A 20431-nucleotide genomic window follows, 5' to 3' on the forward strand; every position below is an offset into this window, starting at 1 on the left:
GTCACGCCCGATCTGTGGCAGTCCTCCGAACCGCGCGTGGCACCGTCACCGCACGTCTAAGATCCGTATCCGACGAGAGGAACCAGGTGGCCCGCAGACGCGTGACCTTGGCAGACGTCGCGCGCGCCGCTGGCGTGTCGTCGCCTACCGCCTCGCTGGTGCTGTCCGGACGTGGCGACGAGTTGCGCATCTCCCAGGCCGTCCAGGAGCGCGTGCGCGGCACAGCATCCGAGCTCTCGTACCGGCCGAACATCGTGTCGATCGGGCTACGCAAGGGTGAGACGCGAACCCTTGGGCTCGTCTCCGACACGGTGGCTACCTCACAGCTTGCCGGGGACATGATCAAAGGCGCCATCGAAGCTGCCCGCGAGCACGGTTTCATGCTCTTTATCGGTGAAACCGAGGGAGATCCCGAGGTCGAGAACGCACTGCTGGAGGCGATGCACGACCGCCAGGTCGACGGCATCATCCTGACCTCGATGTTCACTCGGATGCGAGCCGTGCCAACGCTGCTTGACCGAGTCCCTACGGTCCTGCTCAATGCGCTGCCGACTGGCCCGACCACCGCAGCCTCGGTCATTCCCGACGAGATCGAGGCTGGTCGATCTGCCGCGCGACTGCTACTAGAGGCCGGACACCGAGAGATCCACCTGATCGGTGCTGGCCCAGAGCCCCACGACATGCCACCCGGCACCGTCGCTGGAATCGAGCGCCTCGCCGGCATCCGTGAGGTCCTCGGGGAAGCCGGCCTCAAGCCGGCGTCCGGCCATCGCCTCGACAGTTGGCTGCCACCGGACGGCTGGCGAGCGACCCGCGAACTACTCGAGAAGTGTCCGCAACCCCGCGCGATCATCTGCTTCAACGACCGCCTCGCCTTCGGCAGCTATCAGGCACTACAAGAGGCAGGCCTCACGATTCCCGACGATGTATCCGTCGTGTCCTTCGACAACTACGCGCTGGCCGGGTGGCTTCGACCCGGGCTTTCGTCTTTTGCGATCCCCCACGAGCAGCTCGGCCGGCGCGCAATCGAGCTGCTCCTCCAAGCCGTTCACGACGGCGTCAGCACGGAGCCCGGCCATGTTCACCGCTACCCGCTGCCGCTGCACTCCCGGGGGTCCGTGGCGGCGCGACCGGCGTAAGTCACACTCCCAAAGCGGGTTGACGCGAGCAAAGCGGAGACTACGCATCCACAACGCGGCCCGCGGACGCCCCTAAAAATGGACTGGTGACCGCACCAGCGGCAAGCCCGCCCATCGGGACTCCTCCACAGGCCAGGCGTTTCGGGCTGGCGGACACCGCATAGGTGGCATCAAGGGGTGTTCTGAAGCTTCCGTGAGTCGAATCGGCGCAGTTCGAAACACAAAACTCACTGCAATGCTGTCGCTCGCGACGAGCGTGGCACAGGTCTGAGCCGATTCTGGCCAAGTTCAGGGACCACCACGGTCAGGCCGGCCGCGGAGCCGGTCTCGCCAGGGGCGGTCGTCCAGATCGAAGATCGTCCGGCATACCGGCTCCGCCCACACGCACTGGAACGGACCGATGCTCCCCGGCTCGTGGACCAGCACCCGTCCTGGTGGCCGCTCGCCCGGCCCACCGCCATCGTGCCGGGCCGCCAGCTGCCCGGCCTGCCGGCGGCGGAACGCCTCGAACGCCTCTAGGGGTTCCAGCAGGTCGGCGACATCGATGGGGTCACGGTCGAGGTGCTCCCGCCACAGCCTCAGGCGCAGATCTTGAGCGAACACCCGTGCGCCGTCGCCGAGGCCGGCCGGGTCACTCGGCGATTTCGGGTCGAGGTCAGCACCGAGCACCCCGATCGGCAGCTCCCTGTCATGGGTCCACGAACGGTGGTTGAGGTTGTCCGAGCCCATCGTCGCCCACACATCATCGACGTCAACCTTGGCGTGAAGGTGCACCGGGGTGCCCAGCCCGATGGATGTGTCGAGGTGGTCAAAAAGGAGAAATGCCGGACGAAACGGGAGCTCGTGAACTACCCGGCTTCGGGGGTCGGGACATTATGAACCGCGAGTGGTTGGGCTTCGAGGTCTGTCGCTCCAACTTCGCGCCCGTCCTTTGGTGGATGGTTGGCGGCGCCGCCGTGTGCCTGTCGCAGGTGAAGAAGTCGCCTGGTGGCGAGGCGACGGCGAAATGGGCTTTTCGTGCCACAGCGTTGCGTGTGGTTTGACCGATTGAGGCGACTTCGCACGCTGACCGACATGGTCGCGGCCGCAGACGTGATGGACGAGATCCTGTGGCTGGCGCAATTCATGACTCGGTGTCGCCGTCGTGCACTAGAATTGTTGGATTCCGTGCGGCGACGCACGGTCATTCGCTGGGGGGCGCAGGAAAGCATGGCGGTAGTTCGCGATGTGACACGAGGTATTGCGGGCTTTGTTCCGGTGCACAAGTCGGTCAGGGCCAGCGGCCGTCGGTCCGATGACCATCTCAATGACGTGGTGCTGGAGGACTCCCGTCGGGAGCACCTCGAGTTCCTTGAGACACGGATCACCGCTCAGGCCGCTGAGGCCGTCCTGCTCAGAGAGCACGATTCGCCCATCGACGTACGCCCAGACGCGGGGACTTGCCCACACCCGAGTTCCACGGAACCGGTAACGATCTCAACTGATCTGGTGAGCTCTCGATCATGAATGGTGTGCTCGCGGCCGGGGCGGCCCTCGACGGCCGATCCGGCCTCGTGGTCGACGTCGACGACGCCTCGGTCGCCGACCTGATCGCCGTGGCGTGGCGAGAGTTCAAGCTCACGGGCGACCGCGCCTTGCGCGAGCGCCTGATCTTGCACTACGCGCCGCTGGTCACCGCCGCGGCGAGCCGCCTCGGGATGCGGTTGCCGAGCAGCGTCGAGCAGGCGGACCTCGTCTCGTACGGCATGTTCGGCCTGATCGACGCGATCGAGAAGTACGAGCCCGACCGGGCCATCAAGTTCGAGACCTACGCGAGCTCGCGCATCCGCGGGGCCATCATCGACGAGCTTCGCGCGATCGATTGGATCCCACGCTCGGTCCGGACCAGGGCACGCGCGGTGGACCGGGCGTACTGCGACCTCGAGGGGGAGCTGCACCGGACACCGAGCGACTCCGAGATCGCCGGACGGCTCGAGGTGGGCGTGGGCGAGCTCCGCATGGTCTTCGCGCAGCTGTCGAACGTCAACGTCGTGGCGCTCGACGAGCTGCTCAGTGCGGGTGCCGAGCGGACCGACAAGGGCTCGCTGCTCGACACGCTAGAGGACCACCGCACCCCGGATCCCGCGCAGTCGTTCGAGGCTCAGGAGACCAAGTTCCTGCTCGCGCGCGCCATCGAGCAGCTCGGCGAGCGCGAGAAGATCGTCCTCGTCCTGTACTACTACGAGGGCATGACACTCGCGGAGATCGGTCGGGTGCTCGGGGTGACCGAGTCCCGGATCTCGCAGATGCACACGGCCGCGATGCTCCGCTTGCGGACCAAACTCCGGGAGGCCCAGCGCGGCTGACCTCTCGAAGTGATTTGCAGTGGTCGGTTTCCTGGTGTCTTGCACGCGGCCACTCACCTAGGCGTCGGCCTACCCGTCGACCGGAGACCTGGGACGTTCACCGTGGGCAACCAGTCTCCAGCTATGACATGCAGAATGCGCTGACATGCAGAATGCGGTTGCTGTCATGGCTGACTCGCGTGACCTCGAAAGCCCGCTCGTTGGTGATCTTGTAGCGCTATCACGATGCCCGTCGCCCGCCCGATGAGGCCTGTCGTGCCCGACGCGGCGCTCATTTTGTCGTGCTCCTTCGCGCGACAATCGCAAAACGCGGCGCGGATCGCCAAGAACAACGCCTTCTCCGACTCATCCGAGAACGCGTCCCCCAAAATCATCGGTGGATCGAGGTTTACTTCTGGTCGTGTCCAGTCGATGGGGTCTACGTGCATCTGTTTCAGGCCCACGGCCGCAAGAACCTCGTCGACGAACTGCAACGCAGTCATCGTGCGATGGTCATCACGATCAGCGCGATGCTGGCGCTGAACGTCCTAACCTCAGGTTATCTGCTGCTGGTGAGCCAACCGCGACTCGCCCATTTCACCGATCTCACTCGCCTGTCACGCGTCTCGCACGAGGGGATGCTTGACGAGGAGACGGGGCTGCGCGGCTGGCTCGCGTCGGGTGATCCTGAGTTCTTGAACTCCTACGCCGATGGCAGGCGGGCGGTGGCACCTACGAGCGGTCCGATGTTGGATCTGGCATCGAGCGACCCGGCCACTACCGAACTAGTCGTCGACACCATGCTCAAGCGCCAAGCGTGGCAGTCCTGGGCGGAGCGGGCCGCCGTGATGGAGGTCACGGAGCCCGACCGTTCGACCGGCGAGCTGACGCAGTTCCTCCTCGAAGGCAAGGGCTTGTTCGACGACTACCGCCAGGCCAGCGCCCGCGCCACGAACCTCATCGTGGGTCAGCGCGATCGCGCCGTGGGAGACCAGCGCACGGCTCTGATCGTCCTACCGTCGGTGTTCCTCCTCGCGACCGTTATCGCCGGGGCGCGAGCACAGTTGCGACGTCGCCAACTCGCCAGAACGCTCCTGGAGCCGATCGACCGTCTCCTTGGGACCATCGAACGCCTCGGGGCGGGCGACCTGACCGCACGTGCCCCAGACGCGGGCGTTGCCGAACTGGATGCAGTGGGAGCCGCGCTTCGGGCTCTCGCGGGCGACCTGATGGCCGCGCAGGACCTCGCGGTGGCCCGCGAAAAGCGGCTCGCCGTCCTCGCCGGGCGACTCGAGACGGTGATAGAGGTCGCGCGCGAGGTCTCCGGGAGCTTGAGCATCCGCTACGTCGCGGAGACGGTCACCGCGGCCGCCGCCGATCTTCTGGGCGCCCCGGCGACGCTGTGGGTGCGGACCGAGGCGGGGCAGTTCGCCGCTGCCCGCCGAAGCGAGGACCGGCACGGGCGCATGCCGCCATCGGACCTGGTTGCCCCCTCGCTCGTCTCCGAAAGCGCCGCGGCCGCCCGACCGCTCAGTGACGCGACCTTCCGCGCGTATCCGCTGGTCTTGGCCGGCATGGTGGTCGGCGTGCTGCACGCAACAACCCCGGCAGCGGATCCGGACACCGAACAAGTGCTCGAGGCACTGCTCTCCACAGCGGCGGCCGCTCTCGAGTCGGCCCGCCTCAACAGCGCGGCGCACGAACGCGCGGAGATCGACGCCATCACACAACTTCCGAACAGACGACGAATGGAGAGCGACCTGCTCGCCGAATGGGACAGGTCCCGACGCTTCGACCGACCGCTCAGCTTCGTCATGGTCGACCTCGACCACTTCAAGCAACTCAACGACACCTACGGCCACCCCGCAGGAGACGCCGCGCTCAACGCAGTTGCGATGGCGCTCAAAACAGGGTTGCGGGCCACCGACACCGCGTATCGCTACGGCGGCGAAGAGTTCGCGGTCCTGCTCCGAGAGACGGACCTCGACGACGGCGCAGCCGTGGCCGAGCGACTCCGGGCCGCTATCGCGGCCGTGACCGTACCGGATAGCGACCTCACCGTGACCGCGTCCCTCGGCTTGGCTGAACGAGCCACAAGCATGAGCGATCTCAGTGACCTCGTCTCGGCAGCCGATGCTGCCCTCTACACGGCCAAACGCACTGGCCGTGACCGAGTCGTCGAACACCCCCGGATACCTGCATCCTGAAAGATCAACTGCTTCGTTCTGCCCACGCATACCTGTCGGTGAGCATCGATCGCGCCAGACCCTGCGTGGCATTGCGGTGGTCGTGGTCTCTCCACATAGGGCGCGGTTCCTCTGGCGGCGAGGCGGCCCGAGGCTAGCGGTGTCCGCAGACCCGAACTACCTCGGGCAGCCAAGCGCGATCAACGTTGCTTCGAGCGGGCGCCACCTGCTCATGGTGCGGGCCTGCACAACCACTGCCCGATCTGCCGTACCGAACGTCGCTTTGCTGTCGCTTTGTGGTGATCGACGTCCTTCCTCGGCGCCGTTGAGAAGCACGGCCGTCGCTCGGGGCGGGGTGGGCGTGCAACTTGAGAGCGGCGCGCTACCAGCTCCGCGATAGCGTCGCGGTGTGGCAAACCGACACGATGAGTTGATCGCGGCAGCTGAGCAGATGATTCGCCCCCACCGCGTCGGTGACCGCCTCTTCGGAGACGTGGGCGCCACTCTCGTCACCGAGGCCGGCAACCCCTACTCAGGGGTCTGCATCGACACGGGCTCTGGCACCGGCTTCTGCGCCGAGCACAGTGCGATCGCCGCGATGGTGACGGCAGGGGAATACCAGATCACCAGGATCGTCGCGGTATGGCGCAATGAGACAGGTGACCTATTCGTGTTGCCGCCCTGCGGACGGTGCCGCGAGTTCATCCGCCAGATCGACCCTGCCAACCTCGACACCGAGATCGTCCTGGGGCGGCATCGGTCTGCGCCGCTTCGCGAGCTCCTGCCCGAGCATCAGTGGCCCGAGGCGCTCGATCATCCTCACCGCATCGACGACGCGGCCCCGCCCGTCGTACCGGGTGCCGCAGACGGGCTCGACTGAATGTTTGGTGGACGGCGCGGCCAGGATGACGACGGCGCAGCGCTACGTGCGCGGCTGTGCGACGTGTACTGGATCGGTGGCGGCAGTGGCGCCGGCAAGTCGACCGTCGCCCGCCGCGTCGCGGCGCGGTTCGGCCTGCGGCTGTACGTGACCGATGACGTGATGTCTGATCATGCTCGCCGGAGCGAGCCCGAAGACGCGCCGTTCTTGAGCAAGTTCCTCGCCATGGGCATGGACGAGCGTTGGGTGAACCGATCGCCCCAGACGATGCTCGAGACGTTCCACTGGTTTCAGGGCGAGGGCTTCGGTGAGGTCATTGACGATCTGCTGCGCCTTCCCGCGGGACCACCGGTGATCGCCGAGGGATTCCGCCTGCTCCCTCGCCTCGTGCAGCCTTTGCTCGCCTCACCGGATCACGCTATCTGGCTGCTCCCGACACCGGAATTCCGTCGGGACGCTTTCTCGAGTCGGGGCACTTCGTGGGAGATCGCAGGCAAGACCAGCGATCCGGCCAAGGCTCTGGGGAACTTGCTCGAGCGTGACCGAATGTTCACCGATCGCCTCCGCGAGGATGCGACGAGTCTCGGACTGCGCATCATCGAGGTCGACACCGCGATGGCTGAAGGAGGCCTCACGGACCGAGTCGCGGAGGCTTTCGGCCTCTGAGTCGGGATCGGGCAGCTCGGTCGGGACCGCCGCTTCACTGTCGTCATGCCCGTAGGAACACCGGGTGTGGCGGTTGTGGATCGGGGCTGCGGTGCAGAGGGCCGCGCGACGGTCCGTGAGCGTCGCTATGCGGAGACTCTCAGGGGCTCGAGAGCGGCTAGGACGAGGTCGAGGCCGAAGATGAACTCGTCTGCCGGGTCGTAGCCGGCAGCGACCAGAACCGCAGCGGACTCATTGAGGTAGGGGAACTCGTCAGGAGGAAGCTGGGGCAGGTAGACGTCCTCGGCCATGTCCGCGAACTCATCGGCGTTGTCGAACGGCAGGCTGGCTTCCTGCAGGGCGAACCCGTAGACGTAGCAGTCGAGCAGCCAGTTGGCGTGCGTCGCCATCAGAACCGAGAAGCCAGCCCTTCGCAGGCAGGCGGTGACCGCCTCGCGGTGGCGGAGGTTCGCGGGCCCCGGCGACGTCCGCGACTCCATCAGGCCGATCGCCCACGGGTGGTATGCGAGAACCTGTCGGGCGGATACCGCCGTCCGTCGCATCGCCGACTGCCAGTCGGTCTCGTCGGGCGGGAGCTCGATCTCCTCGAACACGACGTCGATCATGGCGTCCAGCAACTCCTCCTTGCTCGCCACGTAGTGGTAGAGCGACATCGCGCCCGCGCCGAGTGCGACAGCCAGCCGGCGCATGCTCAGCCCGGCGACCCCCTCGCGGTCGGCGAGCCGGACCGCCTCGACCACCACCCGCTGCTTGCTCAGCCCCGCGTCTGACGCGACCGGGCGTTGGGTCTCCGTGTTGTGTCCGCGGGGCTGCTGGGTGAGGTGCGCGAGGGGTGGTCGACGCTCCAACACATCTGAGCCAGGCGCTCAGCGATCTCTTACCCGCGTCGTTCGGTTCTGCTCGATACACGCGTGCCCCGAAGTGATGGCGGTGCGGGACCTCATCCTGTCTCGGATTGAGAGCCTCCATCAGACCCGGGGCGAGACAGCCGCTGGCGTCGACCGAGCATCCCTCGTGCGTTGCACGCCTCTCGCAACCGACACCGTGGTAGGCCTCAGTTTGAACTAGAAGACATTGAGCTCCCGAATCTGCGCGCGAGCCGCGGTCATGATCTCGCGGATCACGCTTTCGGCCTTGTCGCCGTCCCCTGTCAGGATCGCTTCGGCGACCGCGTCATGCCCATCAAGGGACACGGCTCCCGGTTCACGCTGGGACAGGCCTTCGAGCGTTCGGCCCACCAGTACCTCCGCGAACACGTCGGTCAGCGCGGCGAACATCTCATTCCGGCTGGCGCGCAGGACCTCCGTGTGGAACGCGATGTCGAGCTCGAGGTACTCCTGATCGTGATGGGCCTCATCTGCGCCGCGCATCATCCTCGCAATCTCGACCAGGTCCGAGCGTTCAGTGGTGGAGGCGTGCAGGGCGGCAGCGTGCGCCGCGAGCGGCTCGACAGCCACCCGCAACTCGTTCAACGAGCGGATCTGGCCCGGACGACCTGGGCCACTCAGTCGCCACCGAATGATCAGCGGATCAAGGACGTCCCACTCCTGCGCAGGCCTCACCACAATCCCGACCCGACGCCGCGCGGTCACCAGTTGAAGCTGCTCGAGAAGTCGCATGGACTCTCGGGCCACCGTGCGCGAAACCCCGAACCTCTGCTGCAGCCGCTCGAGAGTAAGAACGTCGCCTGCCGCAATCTCACCCGCCGTAATCTCGCGTCCGAGAGTGTCCAGTACCGAGGTGTGCAGCCGCTCAGGCATCTTCAGCCCCTTGTAGTTCCCAATCTGAGGATATCCACAAATGTACGACCTGTCCGGTTTGCTGCGGTAGGGCTCGGCGCTGAAATCCTCCGTGGCCGTGGCCATGGCCGGCTCCAGCAGATCTTGCTCAGCGATGGCCGGCAGGTACCCGACGCACGCCGCATCGGATCCTCTTCAGACCGCGCTTCCGTGCCCATCCAGGACAATCGCTGGAACCACAGCGCCAACGCCGCCGACAGTTCCTCGCCCACGCCCGTTCTGGCGATCGCCTCGGTCAAGACCACGCCACCGGCCTGTCCAAACCCCACGAACGCGGCCGTGTCGACCTTGAGGCGCGGGTAGAAGTCAGCGATCTTCGCCATCTGATGGATGCTCCCCATACCGGGACTTAATTGGCGGTAAGCGGTGACGTCGCCATCTTCAACGCGATCGCCGGCCAGACCAGGACGACCAGCGCGGGCAACGTGCAGACTCACGCCCAGGAGTGGCGAAACCTAGCGGGGTAGCCCTCGCCCGCGAACAGCGGTTTTCGTCGAATGGCGGTCGTCAACTGTCGATCAGCGGAGGGGGCGTCGGTGCCTGCGCAAGATCCAGGCACCAGTCCCGGCTGCGGATGGGATTGCCTTGGGGGTACTCGAAGTCGACTTCTCCGAGTTGCGTGAAGCCAAGGCGGCGACAGACCGCGTTGGACGCAGCATTCTCAACGTTCGGAAATGCGTGGATGCGCTTGTACCGACCTTTGGCGCGTACGACGTCGATGAGCAGCCGCATCGCCGCCACTGCGATGCCGCGGCCCTGGAACGGCCGCAAGACCATCCAGCCGACCTCGGCGACGGTGGCGCCGTTCCACTCGTGATCCCAGTACCCGACCGAGCCGACCGATGCTCCGTCGGCGCTTGCGACGATCCGGAACATCCGACCCGTGTCGCCTTCGTTGAGAGCGACGTAGCGGTGATGCCGGGCCAGGACCTTCTCCGCGATCTCCGGACCGCCAAGGTGCTGCGTCATCTCGGCCGCATTCCCGGCACGGAGTAGCTCGAGATCCCCTTCCCCCCAGGGCTCGATCCGCACCATCGGGGGAACTCGGGAATCCGTCATCTGAACAGTCTGGCGAGCGTGGGCCTCTCGCGAGCCGCGACGCGGGCCGGCCGACCGAAACGATCCAGCGCAGCGCCCTCGGTACTTGGCTGTCGCCAAGGTGCTCCAGAAACCGGTGCGAGGATGCGTCGACCCTTGACGTACGTCACTCTGCGGAGCAGAGTGACGGCCATGTCCACCGATGGCACCGTCCTGGAGCTCGCCGAGCACGCACGCGAGCGCACCAGGGCCGCGCGGCACGCCCGGTCGTTGCCGCTGGTTTTCGTCGCATGTGGACTGCTCGTCCTGGCCTGGCTCCGGGCTGCCGTGAGCATGGCGTTCCTCGTTGAGATCTTCGTGCCGCTCGCGGTATTTCTGGTGCTCTATCTGTTCATGGTCGCGCGCCGTTTGGTGACGGGGCTCGGGACGAGCACGGATGGTTACGGTGTGGTCCTGGTGATCAGTGCGCTCACGGCGATGGTTTTCCCGATCGCCCGCTTGGTGGGTGCGTTGTTCTTCCTCGGCGGTGGCTTGGTGATTCTGGGTTGGCGCGGTCAGGACCGCATGCTGTGGATCCCGGGTGCGGTTCTCGCGGCAGCCTCGCCACTTGTGACCTTCTTCGTGCTCGACAACCACCTTCGATTTCTCGGCCCGCAACCCAGTGTCGTCGTCCTCGTTGCCGGTGCCGTCATCCTGATCGGGCTCGGCGTGCGTGCCTTCATCGCGGAACGGGCACTGACAGCGCCAAGCCCCATGACTGACGATGAGTGAAGCGACCGACGGCGCGATCCACCCCGCGGCCGCGCTCGACGAGGTCGTCCACCAACGGGCCCGGCTCGGGGTCTTGAGCATCCTTGCCGAGGCGGACGACGCCGACTTCACCTACCTGCGCCGCACGCTGGGCCTCACCGACGGCAATCTCGGGCGACACCTCGAGGTGCTCGTCGACGCTGGCTACGTCAACCTCCGCAAGGGCTACGACGGCCGACGGAACCGGACCTGGGCCTCGATCACGTCGCGCGGTCGTCAGGCGCTGCTCGCCGAGCTGACCGTCCTGCGAACACTGGTCGCGCAGTTGGATGCAGGCGACGGGACTACTGAGCGCTAGCCGGATCGCCGCGCGTGGGGCGGTCGCAACGGCACCAGGTAGTTGTCGCTGGCGTCGTCGGCTTTCATTGCGCTCACTGCCAGCCGGAGGAGTCGATCTCGGGCTAGCCCTTGCGGGGCAAGCCACGAAGGTCGCCCGGATCTGGCTCAGTTCGATCGAGAGTGAGTTCTGTCGTGGGCGGGCCCGTCGAGCCGTAAACCGTCGGGCCGACGTCGGGGCGCCCGAGGTACATGTTCTGGACCTCGTCCATTCCCTGTACCGCCGGGCCCGCACCCGACTGCAGCCGACGTCCTTGTGCCCTCGGGCGCATCGCCCGCACCACGATCGAGATGAACACCACCCCCCAGAAGCCGAAGACGATCCAAGCCCCGACCGGGCTCCGGTTCCAGGATGACCACGTCAGCAGCCCAAACACGACTACCACCGTGTAGCCGAGCCACCACCGACGAATACGCATCGCGCCCTTTCCCGTGGGATATACGGTCTCGACGATATCGTTCGCGAGCCCGTCAGGCCGGCAAGAACGCCCCTGACCTCGGGCCCGCGGCCATGGTGTGCGACCAGTCGATTACCTCGACACGTCGAGCGACACCACGGAATCGCTAGTGGACTCGATGCTCATCGGGTCCGATGGCTCGAGCCGTGCAGCTGGCGCTTGTCTGTGTGGCACCGATCAGGTCGCTCAGGCACCTTTGCGCCGGGTAACGAAACGGGCGATCCAGTGCACGAGTCGAAGGAACGCCAACTCCACTCCGGCAAGGTTGGCGGGCCGGTGGTCGCAGCGTGACGTCAACCAAGACTGACCATCCGCCGAGTGAAGGTCAGGCGTAGACGTCGACCTCACCCTTGCGACGTTGATCGGGGGTGCGCTCGGTTTCCGGTGCTGCCGAGGGAAGCGCACGGGTGCCTTGGCTGCGGTCCTGCTCGCGCGCGAGCGCGGCGGCGGCCGCGGCGACGGCCGCCGCCGCCATCTCGACCAGCGCCTCGTCGACCTTGAGCGTCTCCTCCGGCGCCTTGTTCACGGCATCCTGGGCGAGCTGCTTCTGCGCTTCGGTCAGACGCTTGACGGCTCTGTCGTACACCTGCTGCGCTGCCGAGCCCGAACCTGCAGGTCCCGCCACGATGCCCGACAATCTTGTTGACGCCGCGCTGATCCTGATGTCCGTCATGACCGCCCCCGTATTGTTCGTCAGATTCCGAATCGACCGACGCGTGACCCGATGAAGGGGAATCGAAGCGCTGCACTCAGTGGTCTCCTCGCCCATCGTGCGTGCCGGGCAACCGACTGAAGAATTGACCCCTCAACAGCCAAGGAGCAGACCGTGCCCTGGATCAACCTGACAAGGTACAAGGCCGCGCTGATCTACGTCACCGCGGTGCTGGACGACACCTGCGGCAACCTGATCCAACTCGCGAGTCCCGCATGAGCGTCGACCCCGCCCCGAACGTGGTCGACGACCGCGGCCGCAAGGTCGGCCGATGGACCGAAACCGACTCGCACGGCGGGACGATGACGGGTGAATACGTCGACGGTGAACGCTGCGGAGTATGGCGACACTTCTTCGTTGACGGGTCGCTTCGATCCGAGGGTGAGTTCGACCACGGCCGCCTGCAGGGCAACTGGACCTGGTATCGCTCCACTGGCGGACTGCTCCAGCGAGGGGGCTTCCTCGACGACGAGAAGCACGGCATCTGGCAGCGCTGGGACGCACACGGGAATCAGATCGACAGCGGAAGCTGGGATCGGGGCGCAAAGACCGGCGAATGGACGGCCTTCAACCCCGACGGCACCATCAAGAAGACGACAAATCACCGGCCAAGAACGCAGTAACCCCGTTCTTGGGTCACTGCTCCTGACCACGTTCGATTCCGAGGGTGGCGAGAAGGTCCTCGTGCAGCTGCATCCAGACGACATGGCACGAGTCGACACCCACCGCATCGACCCACCGTCGCTCGCCCTGCTCCACTCGAGCGAATGCGGCCTGGTACCGCTCGGCGTAGCCGTCAAAGCGAGACAGCACCGCGCTGAGCTCCGCATCCAACGAAGCGAGCCGGCGACCGAGGGCGCCGAGCTCATCGAGGACTCGGTCATCCCACCGGAAGTCCGTGTGGTCGTTCAGCGCCATCGGATCGCCGGGAATCGGGCGGAGCTGCCAGCGGGTCGCCGCCTCCTGGAAGCGCGCGTTGAGCGGGAGGAACGCGGCATGGACCCGGACCACCTCGTCCACTGCACCGCGCGCGGCCAGCTCGACAGCGAGGAGGCGCTCGTCCTGTGCCCTGCCCGCTTCGGTCAGAGACCAACCTCTGCTCCCTGCGAATTCGAAGCGCGACACCCACCCCACGGCCTCGAAGTCCTCCAAGAACTCGCCGACCTCCCGGGCATCGAGCCCGAACCGGGCCGCGGCCTTCAGATCACCTGCGGACCCCAACAGCCGCACGGCATGAAGGGCCAGCAGTTCGGGTGCGGAAACGGCAGCAGTCACGCCGTCATTCTCGTCGAACCCGAGAGGCGATCGAACGGCTCGATTCGGGCGGCGGCTCGATCTCGGCGCAGGCCTCGCTCGACCGGATGCGTCACCGATGCGGGACAAACCGGACAACAGTGATGTGATAGCAGCCTTGCGCCCCCTCGCGGGGGCAGAATCCGGTCCACGCGGTTCTCTCCGCGGTCACCGCCCGCTGGGCGGGGAGGAGGTCACCCGTGCCCTACACCCTCTCGTCGCCCACTGTCCTGGCCGGGGACGCGGCGACCCACCCGTGCGCGAATCAGCTGCTCGCTGCGCTCAGCGCCGTCTTTCGGCTCACGGAGCAGGGCGTCACCGCGCTCGGGCTGTGCGCCCTGGACTGCGAGCCAGGCTCGACCGTGCGCGCGTGGCAGCTGGCGGAGCTCGCCGACGCGTCCGCGCTGACCACCGCGCACGTGCTGCGGACGGTCAGCTGCAGCGACGCCGGCGCGGCCGGTGAGCTCTCCCGGGCCCGGTTCGGGCACCTGGGCGACGTGACCCAGCTCGTCGTGGCCGAGGCAGGACCATGGCCGGACGGCGCACGCCTGGGGATCCCGGGGGCCGGGCTGTCACCGGGGTCGGCCGCAGCGGCCGCGGGCGTGGTCGCCGGCTGGTGGGCGCGCCCCCACCTCGCCGCCGCGCCCTTCGAGGTCCTCACCCAGCCGTGGCAGGCCGCGCTCCAGTCCCAGGAACGCGCGCTCGTCGAGGCGACGCAGCTGTACGGGCCCGGCGGCGACGCGGTAGTCGACCTCCAGGGCCGGGTCGGGGCGGGCGTGCTGACGCTGGACGCGCTCGCGGCGGTGCAGTGGTCCGCCGGCGGCTGGGCCGCCGCGATGCACTCCGCGGCCTGGGTTGCCTACACGACGGGTCGCCTGCGCGCGCAGCTCGTCGCGGTCCTCGACGTCACTTCAGCCCTCGTGCGTGCCCAGCCGGCCGCAGATCCCGTCACGATGCGATCTGCGCTCGCCACGCTGCACGCGCTCACGGTCGCCCGGCTGCTGGGTGACGTCCTGCCGGACACGCTGCTGTCCGTGCTGCAGCCGGCCGACATCAGCGGCTGAGCGCACCGCCCCGCGCTCGTCGGCGTCTGCACTCCCCCGCGACACACCCCGCGACCCGTCAGCCGAGCGCGACGTCGTCCATTAGGACCACCCGGCGTGCCATTCCCCGCACCGACTGACGTTCACCCGGGAAGGGAGACCGGACGGGCTGGGTGGGGAGCCCGAAACCCGCCTCCGAGTCACCCGTGGAGCACCCGGCGAGACCCGCGCCCAGCAACGAGACGACTGCGCTCGTCACCAGCCGCGTCGCGCGGCGTTGCCGCCAGAGCACAACGTTCCCGGTCGGCATCGGCGCGTCGGTCGGAGTCGGACCGTCAGGTCAGCGGACCGTACGCCACCGCACGCGTGACGTAGCGCGCCGAGTTGCCGTGCATGCCCTCGATCTCGTCGTCGGTCAGCGGGCGACGCACCTTCCCGGGGATGCCCGCGACCAGCGAGCGCGGCGGGATCGTGGCCCCCTCGAGGACCACGGAACCTGCCGCGACCAGCGAGTCCCGGCCGACGACGGCGCCGGTCAGGACCGTGGCGTTCATCCCGATCAGACAGCCGTCCTCGATCGTGCAGCCGTGCACCACGGCGCCGTGCCCCACGCTGACGCCCTCGCCGATGACCGCCGGCGAGCCCAGCTCGGTGTGCACCACGGCGTTGTCCTGGAGGTTCGACCCCGCGCCGAGAACGATCTCGTCGATGTCGCCGCGCAGCACCGCCCCGAACCAGACGCTCGCTTCGGCGTGGATGCGGACCTTGCCGATCAAGGTGGCGTTCGGGGCGATCCAGGCGCTCGCGTGGACCTCGGGTGTGTGGCCCTCGAAGGGCAGGCTCGTCATGCGCCGAGACTACGTCGCCGCGAGGGCGGCAACTGCCCCCTTGAGCCTCAGGAGCTCCGCGACGAACGACGTCGCGACCAGGTCGCTTCGCGGCCGCATCGGCGGGGCGGGTGGCCGACTGGGGTCAGGCCTCGTCCACGACCTCGAACCAGCAGTCACCGAAGGCGACCGAGGACCCGGCGGGGATCCGCACCCGCTGCTCGGGGGCGCAGAGGATCTGCGAACCGTCGGGCAGCGTGACGACCGTGCCGTTGGTCGAGCTGCGGTCCTGCACCCACAGACCGTCGGCGTCGATGCCGATCGCGAGGTGCGTCTTCGAGACGGACTGGTCGATCGCCTCGAGCAGCAGGCTGGGGGGCAACTCGCCCGCGCGTGGCGCCGGGCTGCGCCCCACGAGAGCGGTGCCCGCGAGGAGCACCCTGCGCCCGTCCCACAACTGCAGGGTCGCCTGCAGCTGACGCAGGCCGACCCGCTCGGCGTGCGATCCGAGCAGCGGGGTGAAGGCCGCCGGGGTGGCGGTCATTCGAGTCATCTCGACGTCGTCGGCGAGCGGGGCGAGGACGGCCCGGGCTGCGGCCCACGGCGGCACCGCCAGCATCGGCACCGCCATCGGCACCGTCCGCTGCGGCGCCGTCCGCGGGTACGCCGCCCCGGGCATGCCGGTGATGACGCTCGCGGCCGGCACAGGCGTGCGGCCGGGCTCCCGCGACCGCGCCGAGGTCTCGGGCAACTCGTCGAGGTCGCGCCACGTGCTGCGGGGCGCGCCGACCCCGGCGTCGGCCGTGGCCGGGTCGATCCCGACCTGGATGTCGTAGACGATCGTTCCGGCGGCCCGGTCGTGCCACCCCTGGCGCCACCCGCTCGCGTCGAAGAACGCCGACGCGTAGACCACGAACTGCCCGAGACCGAACCCGACGAGCGCACCCGCCGCCACGACCAGCTGGCGGAGCAGGATCGCACCCATCCCGGCCGGCTGGCCGGTCGCCGCCGACAGGGTCCGCAGCCCGACGGCGCGCTTGCCGAGGGTGAAGCCGCGCGCCCCCTGGAACCACCACTGGAACAGCGTCAGCCCCACCAGCAGCGTGCAGCCGGCGTAGGCGAGCGGCGTGCTGGGCACGAGCGCGGCCGGCACCGCTTCACCACCGTGGACCTGGTCGAGCACGCTCGCCGCGATGAACCCGCCACCGACGATCAGGTACGCCACCTGGTCGATGACGAAGGCGAGCAACCGCTTGCCCATCGTCGCGGAGAGCGCTCCTGGCGTTGACATGAGGTGTCGTCACTTCCTGGTCGTGGGGTGGGGTCCGGGTCACGGCCGCCCGCCCGGTACATCGGCAGCGCGGCGGAGGTTCGTGAGGGGTTCCTACCGGCGGTCGGCCCGCCGGGCCGCCCGGCGTGCGCGGCGCCGCGCACGCAAGGACGCCGTCGACCACCGAGCGCGCCAGCGGTGCCGCCGCGGCACCGCGGTGCGCATGGCCCGGGTGACCGCGTCGACCTGCGCCCAGAAGCTCTCGACGTCGGGTGCGCCCGGTTCGCCCCGGCCGAACACCAGGGTGTCCGCGCGGACCGCGAGCCCGGCCATCGCGCCGGCGATGCTCACGCCCTCGATGTGGGCCCCGCGACGCCGATGGTCGTCCGCCGCGGCGAACACCTCGGCGAAGCCGACGGCGATCTCCCGGCGCGTCGCGCACGGCGGCGCGGCGCGGCGCAGGTCGCGCGCGTGGTCCAGGACCTCGTCCCAGCCGCCGACCACCCGGGTCGCGCCGTCGCCGGCCGATCGCCGTCGTCGGCGCCGCCGTCGCTTCGCCGCGACGATGAGCAGCAGCGGCAGGAGGACAACGACCAGCGGCACGGTCGCCGCCGCGGCGATCATCGCGGTCGTGCGCCAGGCCTGGTCAGCCCGGGCCTCCTGCCGGGTGTCCTCGGTCCGCGGCTGCTCGGTGTCGTCGTCGGGCGGCGTCACGGGGGCCGCCGGCGGCGGGGGCTGCTGCATGACCTGCGGCTGCGGCTGGGACTGATCCAGGGGGGTGTCGGCCTGCGGCGTCTTCGTGTCGGGCGGCGTCGGGAAGAACGGCACCCACCCGTGACCGGCGAAGGCGATCTCGACCCAGGCCTGGATGTCCGCGCCGCGCAGCGTGATCTGCGCCGCCCCGGACTGCTTCTCGTCGGGCACGAAGCCGAGGACCACCCGCGCGGGCAGGCCCATCCCGCGCGCCATGAGCGCCATCGCCGAGGCGTACTGCTCGCCGTCGCCGACCATGAGATCCCCGGCCAGCAGGGTCGTCAGGCGGTCGGCGCCGTGCCCGGACAGGGAGGGGTAGTCGCCCGCGGCGGTCAGCCCGTGGCTGAACCACCCGCGGTCGGCGAGCCCCGCCTCGAGGCTGCGCGCGATCAGCACCGGCGACGTCGCCGTGCCCGCGAGCTCCCCCGCGAACAGCGGGACCGCGTCGGGGACGTGCCGGGGCTCGGGCAGACTCACGGCGGCGGCGGTGGCCGCGCCGATCTGGGCGTCGTCGGGCGTGGCGGGCACGACGGCGTCCTCCACCCAGCGCGTTCCCGCGGGAACGCCCGAGGTGAGCACCGCGGTGCCGGTGGCGTCGTTGTAGCGCAGGTCGTCGGTGCGGGCGCCCGACCCCGGTCCGGAGAACACGAACCGCTCGGCGTAGCCGACGGTCGGTAGCCACACGAGCGGGAGGTCGTGCACCTCGAACTCGACGTGCGCCTCGTCGCCGCGCACCGACGTCGACAGGCTCGACCCGACGCGCCGGAACTCGCCGGAGCCCTGCGCGGCCTCCGCGCCGGCGACGTTCCACACCACGCCGTCGAACGCGTCGAGCGTGGCCAGCCGGACCGTCGCGCCCGCCGGGAGGCCGCGGACGGTCATCAGGTCGGTCTCGTCCCAGTCCTTGACGAACTGCCGGAACCCCGACAGCGGGCTCGCGTGGTCCGTCGGGTCGAACGGCGGCACGAGGTCGTCACGCAGCACGACCCGCGGCTGCGCGGCGAGCAGGGGCCCGACGATCGCGCCGCTCGCCGCGACGACGGCGCCCATCAGCACCAGCGAGACGACGCGCCGGGGCACCAGGCTCCCCCGGCGCCAGGCGAGCCAGACCACGAGCAGCACCGCGAGCCCGACGCCGGCGGCCACCGGCTGCACCGTCTGTTTGGTCCCGAGCAGCACCGCGATCGCGAGCACGGCGGGGGCGACGGCTGCCGCCCAGGCCCCGGCCGGCCGGCCGGCCGCGCGGCGCGCGAGGCTCACCGAGCCCCAGGCACCGCCGAACGCCAGCTGGTAGGGCGCGACGAGCAGGCTGCCGCTCGCCCCGAGCACGGGCTCGAGCGTGAGGACCTGCTTCCACACGGTCACCACCCCCGCGAGGAGCGGGGCGAGGGACGCCTGCGTCGGCACGACCGCGTAGATCGTCGTGGTGGGCACCGCGAGCGCCGCACCGGCGACCAGGTAGGTCACGATCCCGACCGCGAGCGTCACCACGCCGGACCAGTGCCGCCTCGCGGCGACGAGCGCCACCGCCGTGCCGAGCACGAGCCCACCGACGACCGGCCGCCAGACCGCGTCCAGCCCGTAGACCGGCACGAGCGGCAGCAGCGCGATCAGCAGGCTCGCCCCGAGGACGACGGCGTCGACGCCGGGTCGCGCGCCCGCGGCCCGAAGCCGTCGCGCGCGGGGACCGGCCGCGGTCGGGGCGGTCATCCCGTCACCACCTGGCGGAGCACGCGCGGCAGGTCGGACAGCGACCCGACCTGGGCGAACGTCAGCGAACCGTGCTGCGCGACCTCCACGGGCGCACCCTGCGCGCACAGCAGGATCAGCGCGCGAACCCCCACCGGCAGCCGCACGGCGTGCGTGCGCAGCGCCGCGCGGCTCGGCACCGACCCGGTCACCAGGATCGCCACGGACGCGTCCGGAGCCTCGCGCGCGACCCAGCGCGCGAGGTGCTCGCTCGGGCGCCCGGAGGGGGTGGCCTCGAGCCCGGAGCAGTCGTCGAGCAGCCGCGGCGGCGACGCGGTGCGCAGCGGTCCGGCGCCGGCCAGCACGGTCAGGTCGCGCTCGTCGCGCAGCGCCTGGACGCCGATCGACGCGGTGGCCGCGACCGCGAGCTCGAACTCGTCGGCGCTCGCGTAGTCGCCGGCCGCCGTCGACAGCGCGATCGCCGTGTGCGTCCGGCGGGTGTCCTCGAACTGGCGGACCATGAGCGCACCGATGCGGGCGCTGGTCTTCCAGTGGATGTGCCGCCGGTCGTCGCCGGCGACGTACGCGCGCAGCGCATGGAAGGACATGTCCGAGTCGGAGATCACGCGGGTGGCCTGCCCCTCGAGGTCCCGCAGCACCCCGGCGGACGCGCCCCCGAGCGAGACGACCTCCGGGTGGACGTACAGGTCGACCGCGTCGGTCCAGCGCACGCGGCGGCGCAGCAGGCCGACCGGGTCGCCGCGCACCGACCACACCGGGCCGACGACGATGACGGCGCGGCGCGTCGTCGGGATCGCGAAGACGTCCTCGTGCACCGCTCCGGGCGCGAGCGACGGCAGCGCGAAGTCGGCCGCGCCCAGCCCGACGGGCAGCTCGATCTGCGCGGGCAGCAGACGCCGGCGCGACGTGTTGCGGACCTCGAGGCGGCCGACGGCGCGCTGGCCCACGCTGACGCGGTTCGTCGACAGGTCGAGGTCCACCGCGTAGGTGGACCGGCCGATCGTGAACGCGACGGCCACCACCACGAGCGCGCCGAGGCCGGCCGCGACGACCGTCAGCTCCAGCCACCCGAGGCGCCACCCCGCCCCGCCGGTCGCCAGCGCGGCCGCGACGACGGCCCACCCGAGCCCGGAGACCGGGCTCACCGCCCGGCCCAGGGCGCGGGCCAGGCCCCGCAGGACAGGCAC

General features: G+C 69.3%; 20 protein-coding genes. 9 read left to right on the forward strand and 11 right to left on the reverse strand.

Annotation, left to right across the window (positions count from 1 at the left end):
- The first annotated feature begins 101 nt into the window (after positions 1 to 101).
- Positions 102 to 1139, forward strand: a complete 1038-nt coding sequence (locus VTA80_RS02785) for a LacI family DNA-binding transcriptional regulator (RefSeq protein ID WP_407343901.1) — start codon at positions 102 to 104, stop codon at positions 1137 to 1139.
- Positions 1140 to 1427: 288 nt separating this feature from the next.
- Here the strand turns inward: VTA80_RS02785 and VTA80_RS02790 are convergent, their stop codons facing one another.
- Positions 1428 to 1913, reverse strand: a complete 486-nt coding sequence (locus VTA80_RS02790) for a hypothetical protein (protein ID WP_407343902.1) — start codon at positions 1911 to 1913, stop codon at positions 1428 to 1430.
- 728 nt (positions 1914 to 2641) lie between these two features.
- On the opposite strand from VTA80_RS02790, the gene whiG reads away from it, so the two are divergent.
- Positions 2642 to 3484 carry an RNA polymerase sigma factor WhiG gene (gene whiG, locus VTA80_RS02795; RefSeq protein WP_407343903.1) on the forward strand — a complete coding sequence of 281 codons (843 nt, stop codon included), beginning with the start codon at positions 2642 to 2644 and terminating at the stop codon, positions 3482 to 3484.
- A 164-nt stretch (positions 3485 to 3648) separates the two neighbouring features.
- Here whiG and VTA80_RS02800 read toward each other — a convergent pair whose 3' ends face one another.
- Entirely contained in the window at positions 3649 to 3966 is a 318-nt protein-coding gene (locus VTA80_RS02800) for a hypothetical protein (protein WP_407343904.1), read from the reverse strand.
- 6 nt (positions 3967 to 3972) lie between these two features.
- On the opposite strand from VTA80_RS02800, the gene VTA80_RS02805 reads away from it, so the two are divergent.
- The 3 genes from VTA80_RS02805 (at position 3973) to VTA80_RS02815 (ending at position 7195) form a co-directional block, all read left to right on the forward strand.
- On the forward strand, positions 3973 to 5670 hold the full coding sequence (locus VTA80_RS02805; RefSeq protein WP_407343905.1) for a diguanylate cyclase: 1698 nt from the start codon (positions 3973 to 3975) through the stop codon (positions 5668 to 5670).
- Between the two features lie 388 nt (positions 5671 to 6058).
- Entirely contained in the window at positions 6059 to 6529 is a 471-nt protein-coding gene (locus VTA80_RS02810; protein WP_407343906.1) for a cytidine deaminase family protein, read from the forward strand.
- Between the two features lie 63 nt (positions 6530 to 6592).
- Positions 6593 to 7195, forward strand: a complete 603-nt coding sequence (locus VTA80_RS02815; protein ID WP_407343907.1) for a hypothetical protein — start codon at positions 6593 to 6595, stop codon at positions 7193 to 7195.
- Between the two features lie 125 nt (positions 7196 to 7320).
- Here VTA80_RS02815 and VTA80_RS02820 read toward each other — a convergent pair whose 3' ends face one another.
- From VTA80_RS02820 to VTA80_RS02830, 3 genes are all read right to left on the reverse strand, one after another.
- Positions 7321 to 7938 (reverse strand): TetR/AcrR family transcriptional regulator, encoded by a 618-nt coding sequence (locus VTA80_RS02820; RefSeq protein WP_407345653.1) that lies wholly within the window; start codon positions 7936 to 7938, stop codon positions 7321 to 7323.
- A 321-nt stretch (positions 7939 to 8259) separates the two neighbouring features.
- A complete protein-coding gene (locus tag VTA80_RS02825) occupies positions 8260 to 9060 on the reverse strand; it encodes a FadR/GntR family transcriptional regulator (protein WP_407343908.1) in 801 nt (266 codons plus the stop codon).
- 441 nt (positions 9061 to 9501) lie between these two features.
- Positions 9502 to 10053, reverse strand: a complete 552-nt coding sequence (locus tag VTA80_RS02830; RefSeq protein ID WP_407343909.1) for a GNAT family N-acetyltransferase — start codon at positions 10051 to 10053, stop codon at positions 9502 to 9504.
- Positions 10054 to 10224: 171 nt separating this feature from the next.
- Between VTA80_RS02830 and VTA80_RS02835 the strand changes: the two genes are divergently transcribed.
- Complete coding sequence (locus tag VTA80_RS02835; protein ID WP_407343910.1) at positions 10225 to 10803, forward strand: hypothetical protein; 579 nt, start codon at positions 10225 to 10227, stop codon at positions 10801 to 10803.
- Positions 10796 to 11140, forward strand: a complete 345-nt coding sequence (locus tag VTA80_RS02840; protein ID WP_407343912.1) for a transcriptional regulator — start codon at positions 10796 to 10798, stop codon at positions 11138 to 11140. The genes VTA80_RS02835 and VTA80_RS02840 overlap by 8 nt, the downstream gene beginning before the upstream one ends.
- An 821-nt stretch (positions 11141 to 11961) precedes the next feature.
- On the opposite strand, the gene VTA80_RS02845 is transcribed toward VTA80_RS02840, so the two are convergent.
- Complete coding sequence (locus VTA80_RS02845; protein ID WP_407343913.1) at positions 11962 to 12405, reverse strand: hypothetical protein; 444 nt, start codon at positions 12403 to 12405, stop codon at positions 11962 to 11964.
- Positions 12406 to 12563: 158 nt separating this feature from the next.
- Here VTA80_RS02845 and VTA80_RS02850 point away from each other — a divergent pair, with 158 nt between their 5' ends.
- Entirely contained in the window at positions 12564 to 12971 is a 408-nt protein-coding gene (locus VTA80_RS02850; protein ID WP_407343914.1) for a toxin-antitoxin system YwqK family antitoxin, read from the forward strand.
- A 13-nt stretch (positions 12972 to 12984) separates the two neighbouring features.
- Here the strand turns inward: VTA80_RS02850 and VTA80_RS02855 are convergent, their stop codons facing one another.
- Positions 12985 to 13740, reverse strand: coding sequence for a transcriptional regulator (locus VTA80_RS02855; protein WP_407343915.1), 756 nt, complete (start codon positions 13738 to 13740; stop codon positions 12985 to 12987).
- Positions 13741 to 13841: 101 nt separating this feature from the next.
- Between VTA80_RS02855 and VTA80_RS02860 the strand changes: the two genes are divergently transcribed.
- On the forward strand, positions 13842 to 14705 hold the full coding sequence (locus VTA80_RS02860; protein ID WP_407343916.1) for a hypothetical protein: 864 nt from the start codon (positions 13842 to 13844) through the stop codon (positions 14703 to 14705).
- A gap of 314 nt (positions 14706 to 15019) precedes the next feature.
- Here VTA80_RS02860 and VTA80_RS02865 read toward each other — a convergent pair whose 3' ends face one another.
- The 4 genes from VTA80_RS02865 to VTA80_RS02880 form a co-directional block, all read right to left on the reverse strand.
- Complete coding sequence (locus VTA80_RS02865; protein WP_407343917.1) at positions 15020 to 15532, reverse strand: gamma carbonic anhydrase family protein; 513 nt, start codon at positions 15530 to 15532, stop codon at positions 15020 to 15022.
- 124 nt (positions 15533 to 15656) lie between these two features.
- Complete coding sequence (locus tag VTA80_RS02870; RefSeq protein ID WP_407343918.1) at positions 15657 to 16802, reverse strand: RDD family protein; 1146 nt, start codon at positions 16800 to 16802, stop codon at positions 15657 to 15659.
- A 93-nt stretch (positions 16803 to 16895) separates the two neighbouring features.
- Positions 16896 to 19244, reverse strand: coding sequence for a transglutaminase family protein (locus VTA80_RS02875; RefSeq protein ID WP_407343919.1), 2349 nt, complete (start codon positions 19242 to 19244; stop codon positions 16896 to 16898).
- Positions 19241 to 20431 (reverse strand): DUF58 domain-containing protein, encoded by a 1191-nt coding sequence (locus VTA80_RS02880; protein WP_407343920.1) that lies wholly within the window; start codon positions 20429 to 20431, stop codon positions 19241 to 19243. The genes VTA80_RS02875 and VTA80_RS02880 overlap by 4 nt, the downstream gene beginning before the upstream one ends.

This window comes from Pengzhenrongella phosphoraccumulans, assembly GCF_045689905.1.
In the GTDB taxonomy this organism is placed as follows: Bacteria; Actinomycetota; Actinomycetes; order Actinomycetales; family Cellulomonadaceae; genus Pengzhenrongella; species Pengzhenrongella phosphoraccumulans.

Coding starts and splice junctions, on each gene's coding strand:
- whiG (WP_407343903.1), top strand. CDS start 2,642: ATGAATGGTGTGCTCGCGGCCGGGGCGGCCCTCGACGGCCGATCCGGC.
- VTA80_RS02800 (WP_407343904.1), bottom strand. CDS start 3,966: ATGACTGCGTTGCAGTTCGTCGACGAGGTTCTTGCGGCCGTGGGCCTG.
- VTA80_RS02805 (WP_407343905.1), top strand. CDS start 3,973: ATGGTCATCACGATCAGCGCGATGCTGGCGCTGAACGTCCTAACCTCA.
- VTA80_RS02825 (WP_407343908.1), bottom strand. CDS start 9,060: ATGGCCACGGCCACGGAGGATTTCAGCGCCGAGCCCTACCGCAGCAAA.
- VTA80_RS02830 (WP_407343909.1), bottom strand. CDS start 10,053: ATGACGGATTCCCGAGTTCCCCCGATGGTGCGGATCGAGCCCTGGGGG.
- VTA80_RS02835 (WP_407343910.1), top strand. CDS start 10,225: ATGTCCACCGATGGCACCGTCCTGGAGCTCGCCGAGCACGCACGCGAG.
- VTA80_RS02840 (WP_407343912.1), top strand. CDS start 10,796: ATGAGTGAAGCGACCGACGGCGCGATCCACCCCGCGGCCGCGCTCGAC.
- VTA80_RS02845 (WP_407343913.1), bottom strand. CDS start 12,405: ATGGGCGAGGAGACCACTGAGTGCAGCGCTTCGATTCCCCTTCATCGG.
- VTA80_RS02850 (WP_407343914.1), top strand. CDS start 12,564: ATGAGCGTCGACCCCGCCCCGAACGTGGTCGACGACCGCGGCCGCAAG.
- VTA80_RS02865 (WP_407343917.1), bottom strand. CDS start 15,532: ATGACGAGCCTGCCCTTCGAGGGCCACACACCCGAGGTCCACGCGAGC.
- VTA80_RS02870 (WP_407343918.1), bottom strand. CDS start 16,802: ATGTCAACGCCAGGAGCGCTCTCCGCGACGATGGGCAAGCGGTTGCTC.
- VTA80_RS02875 (WP_407343919.1), bottom strand. CDS start 19,244: ATGACCGCCCCGACCGCGGCCGGTCCCCGCGCGCGACGGCTTCGGGCC.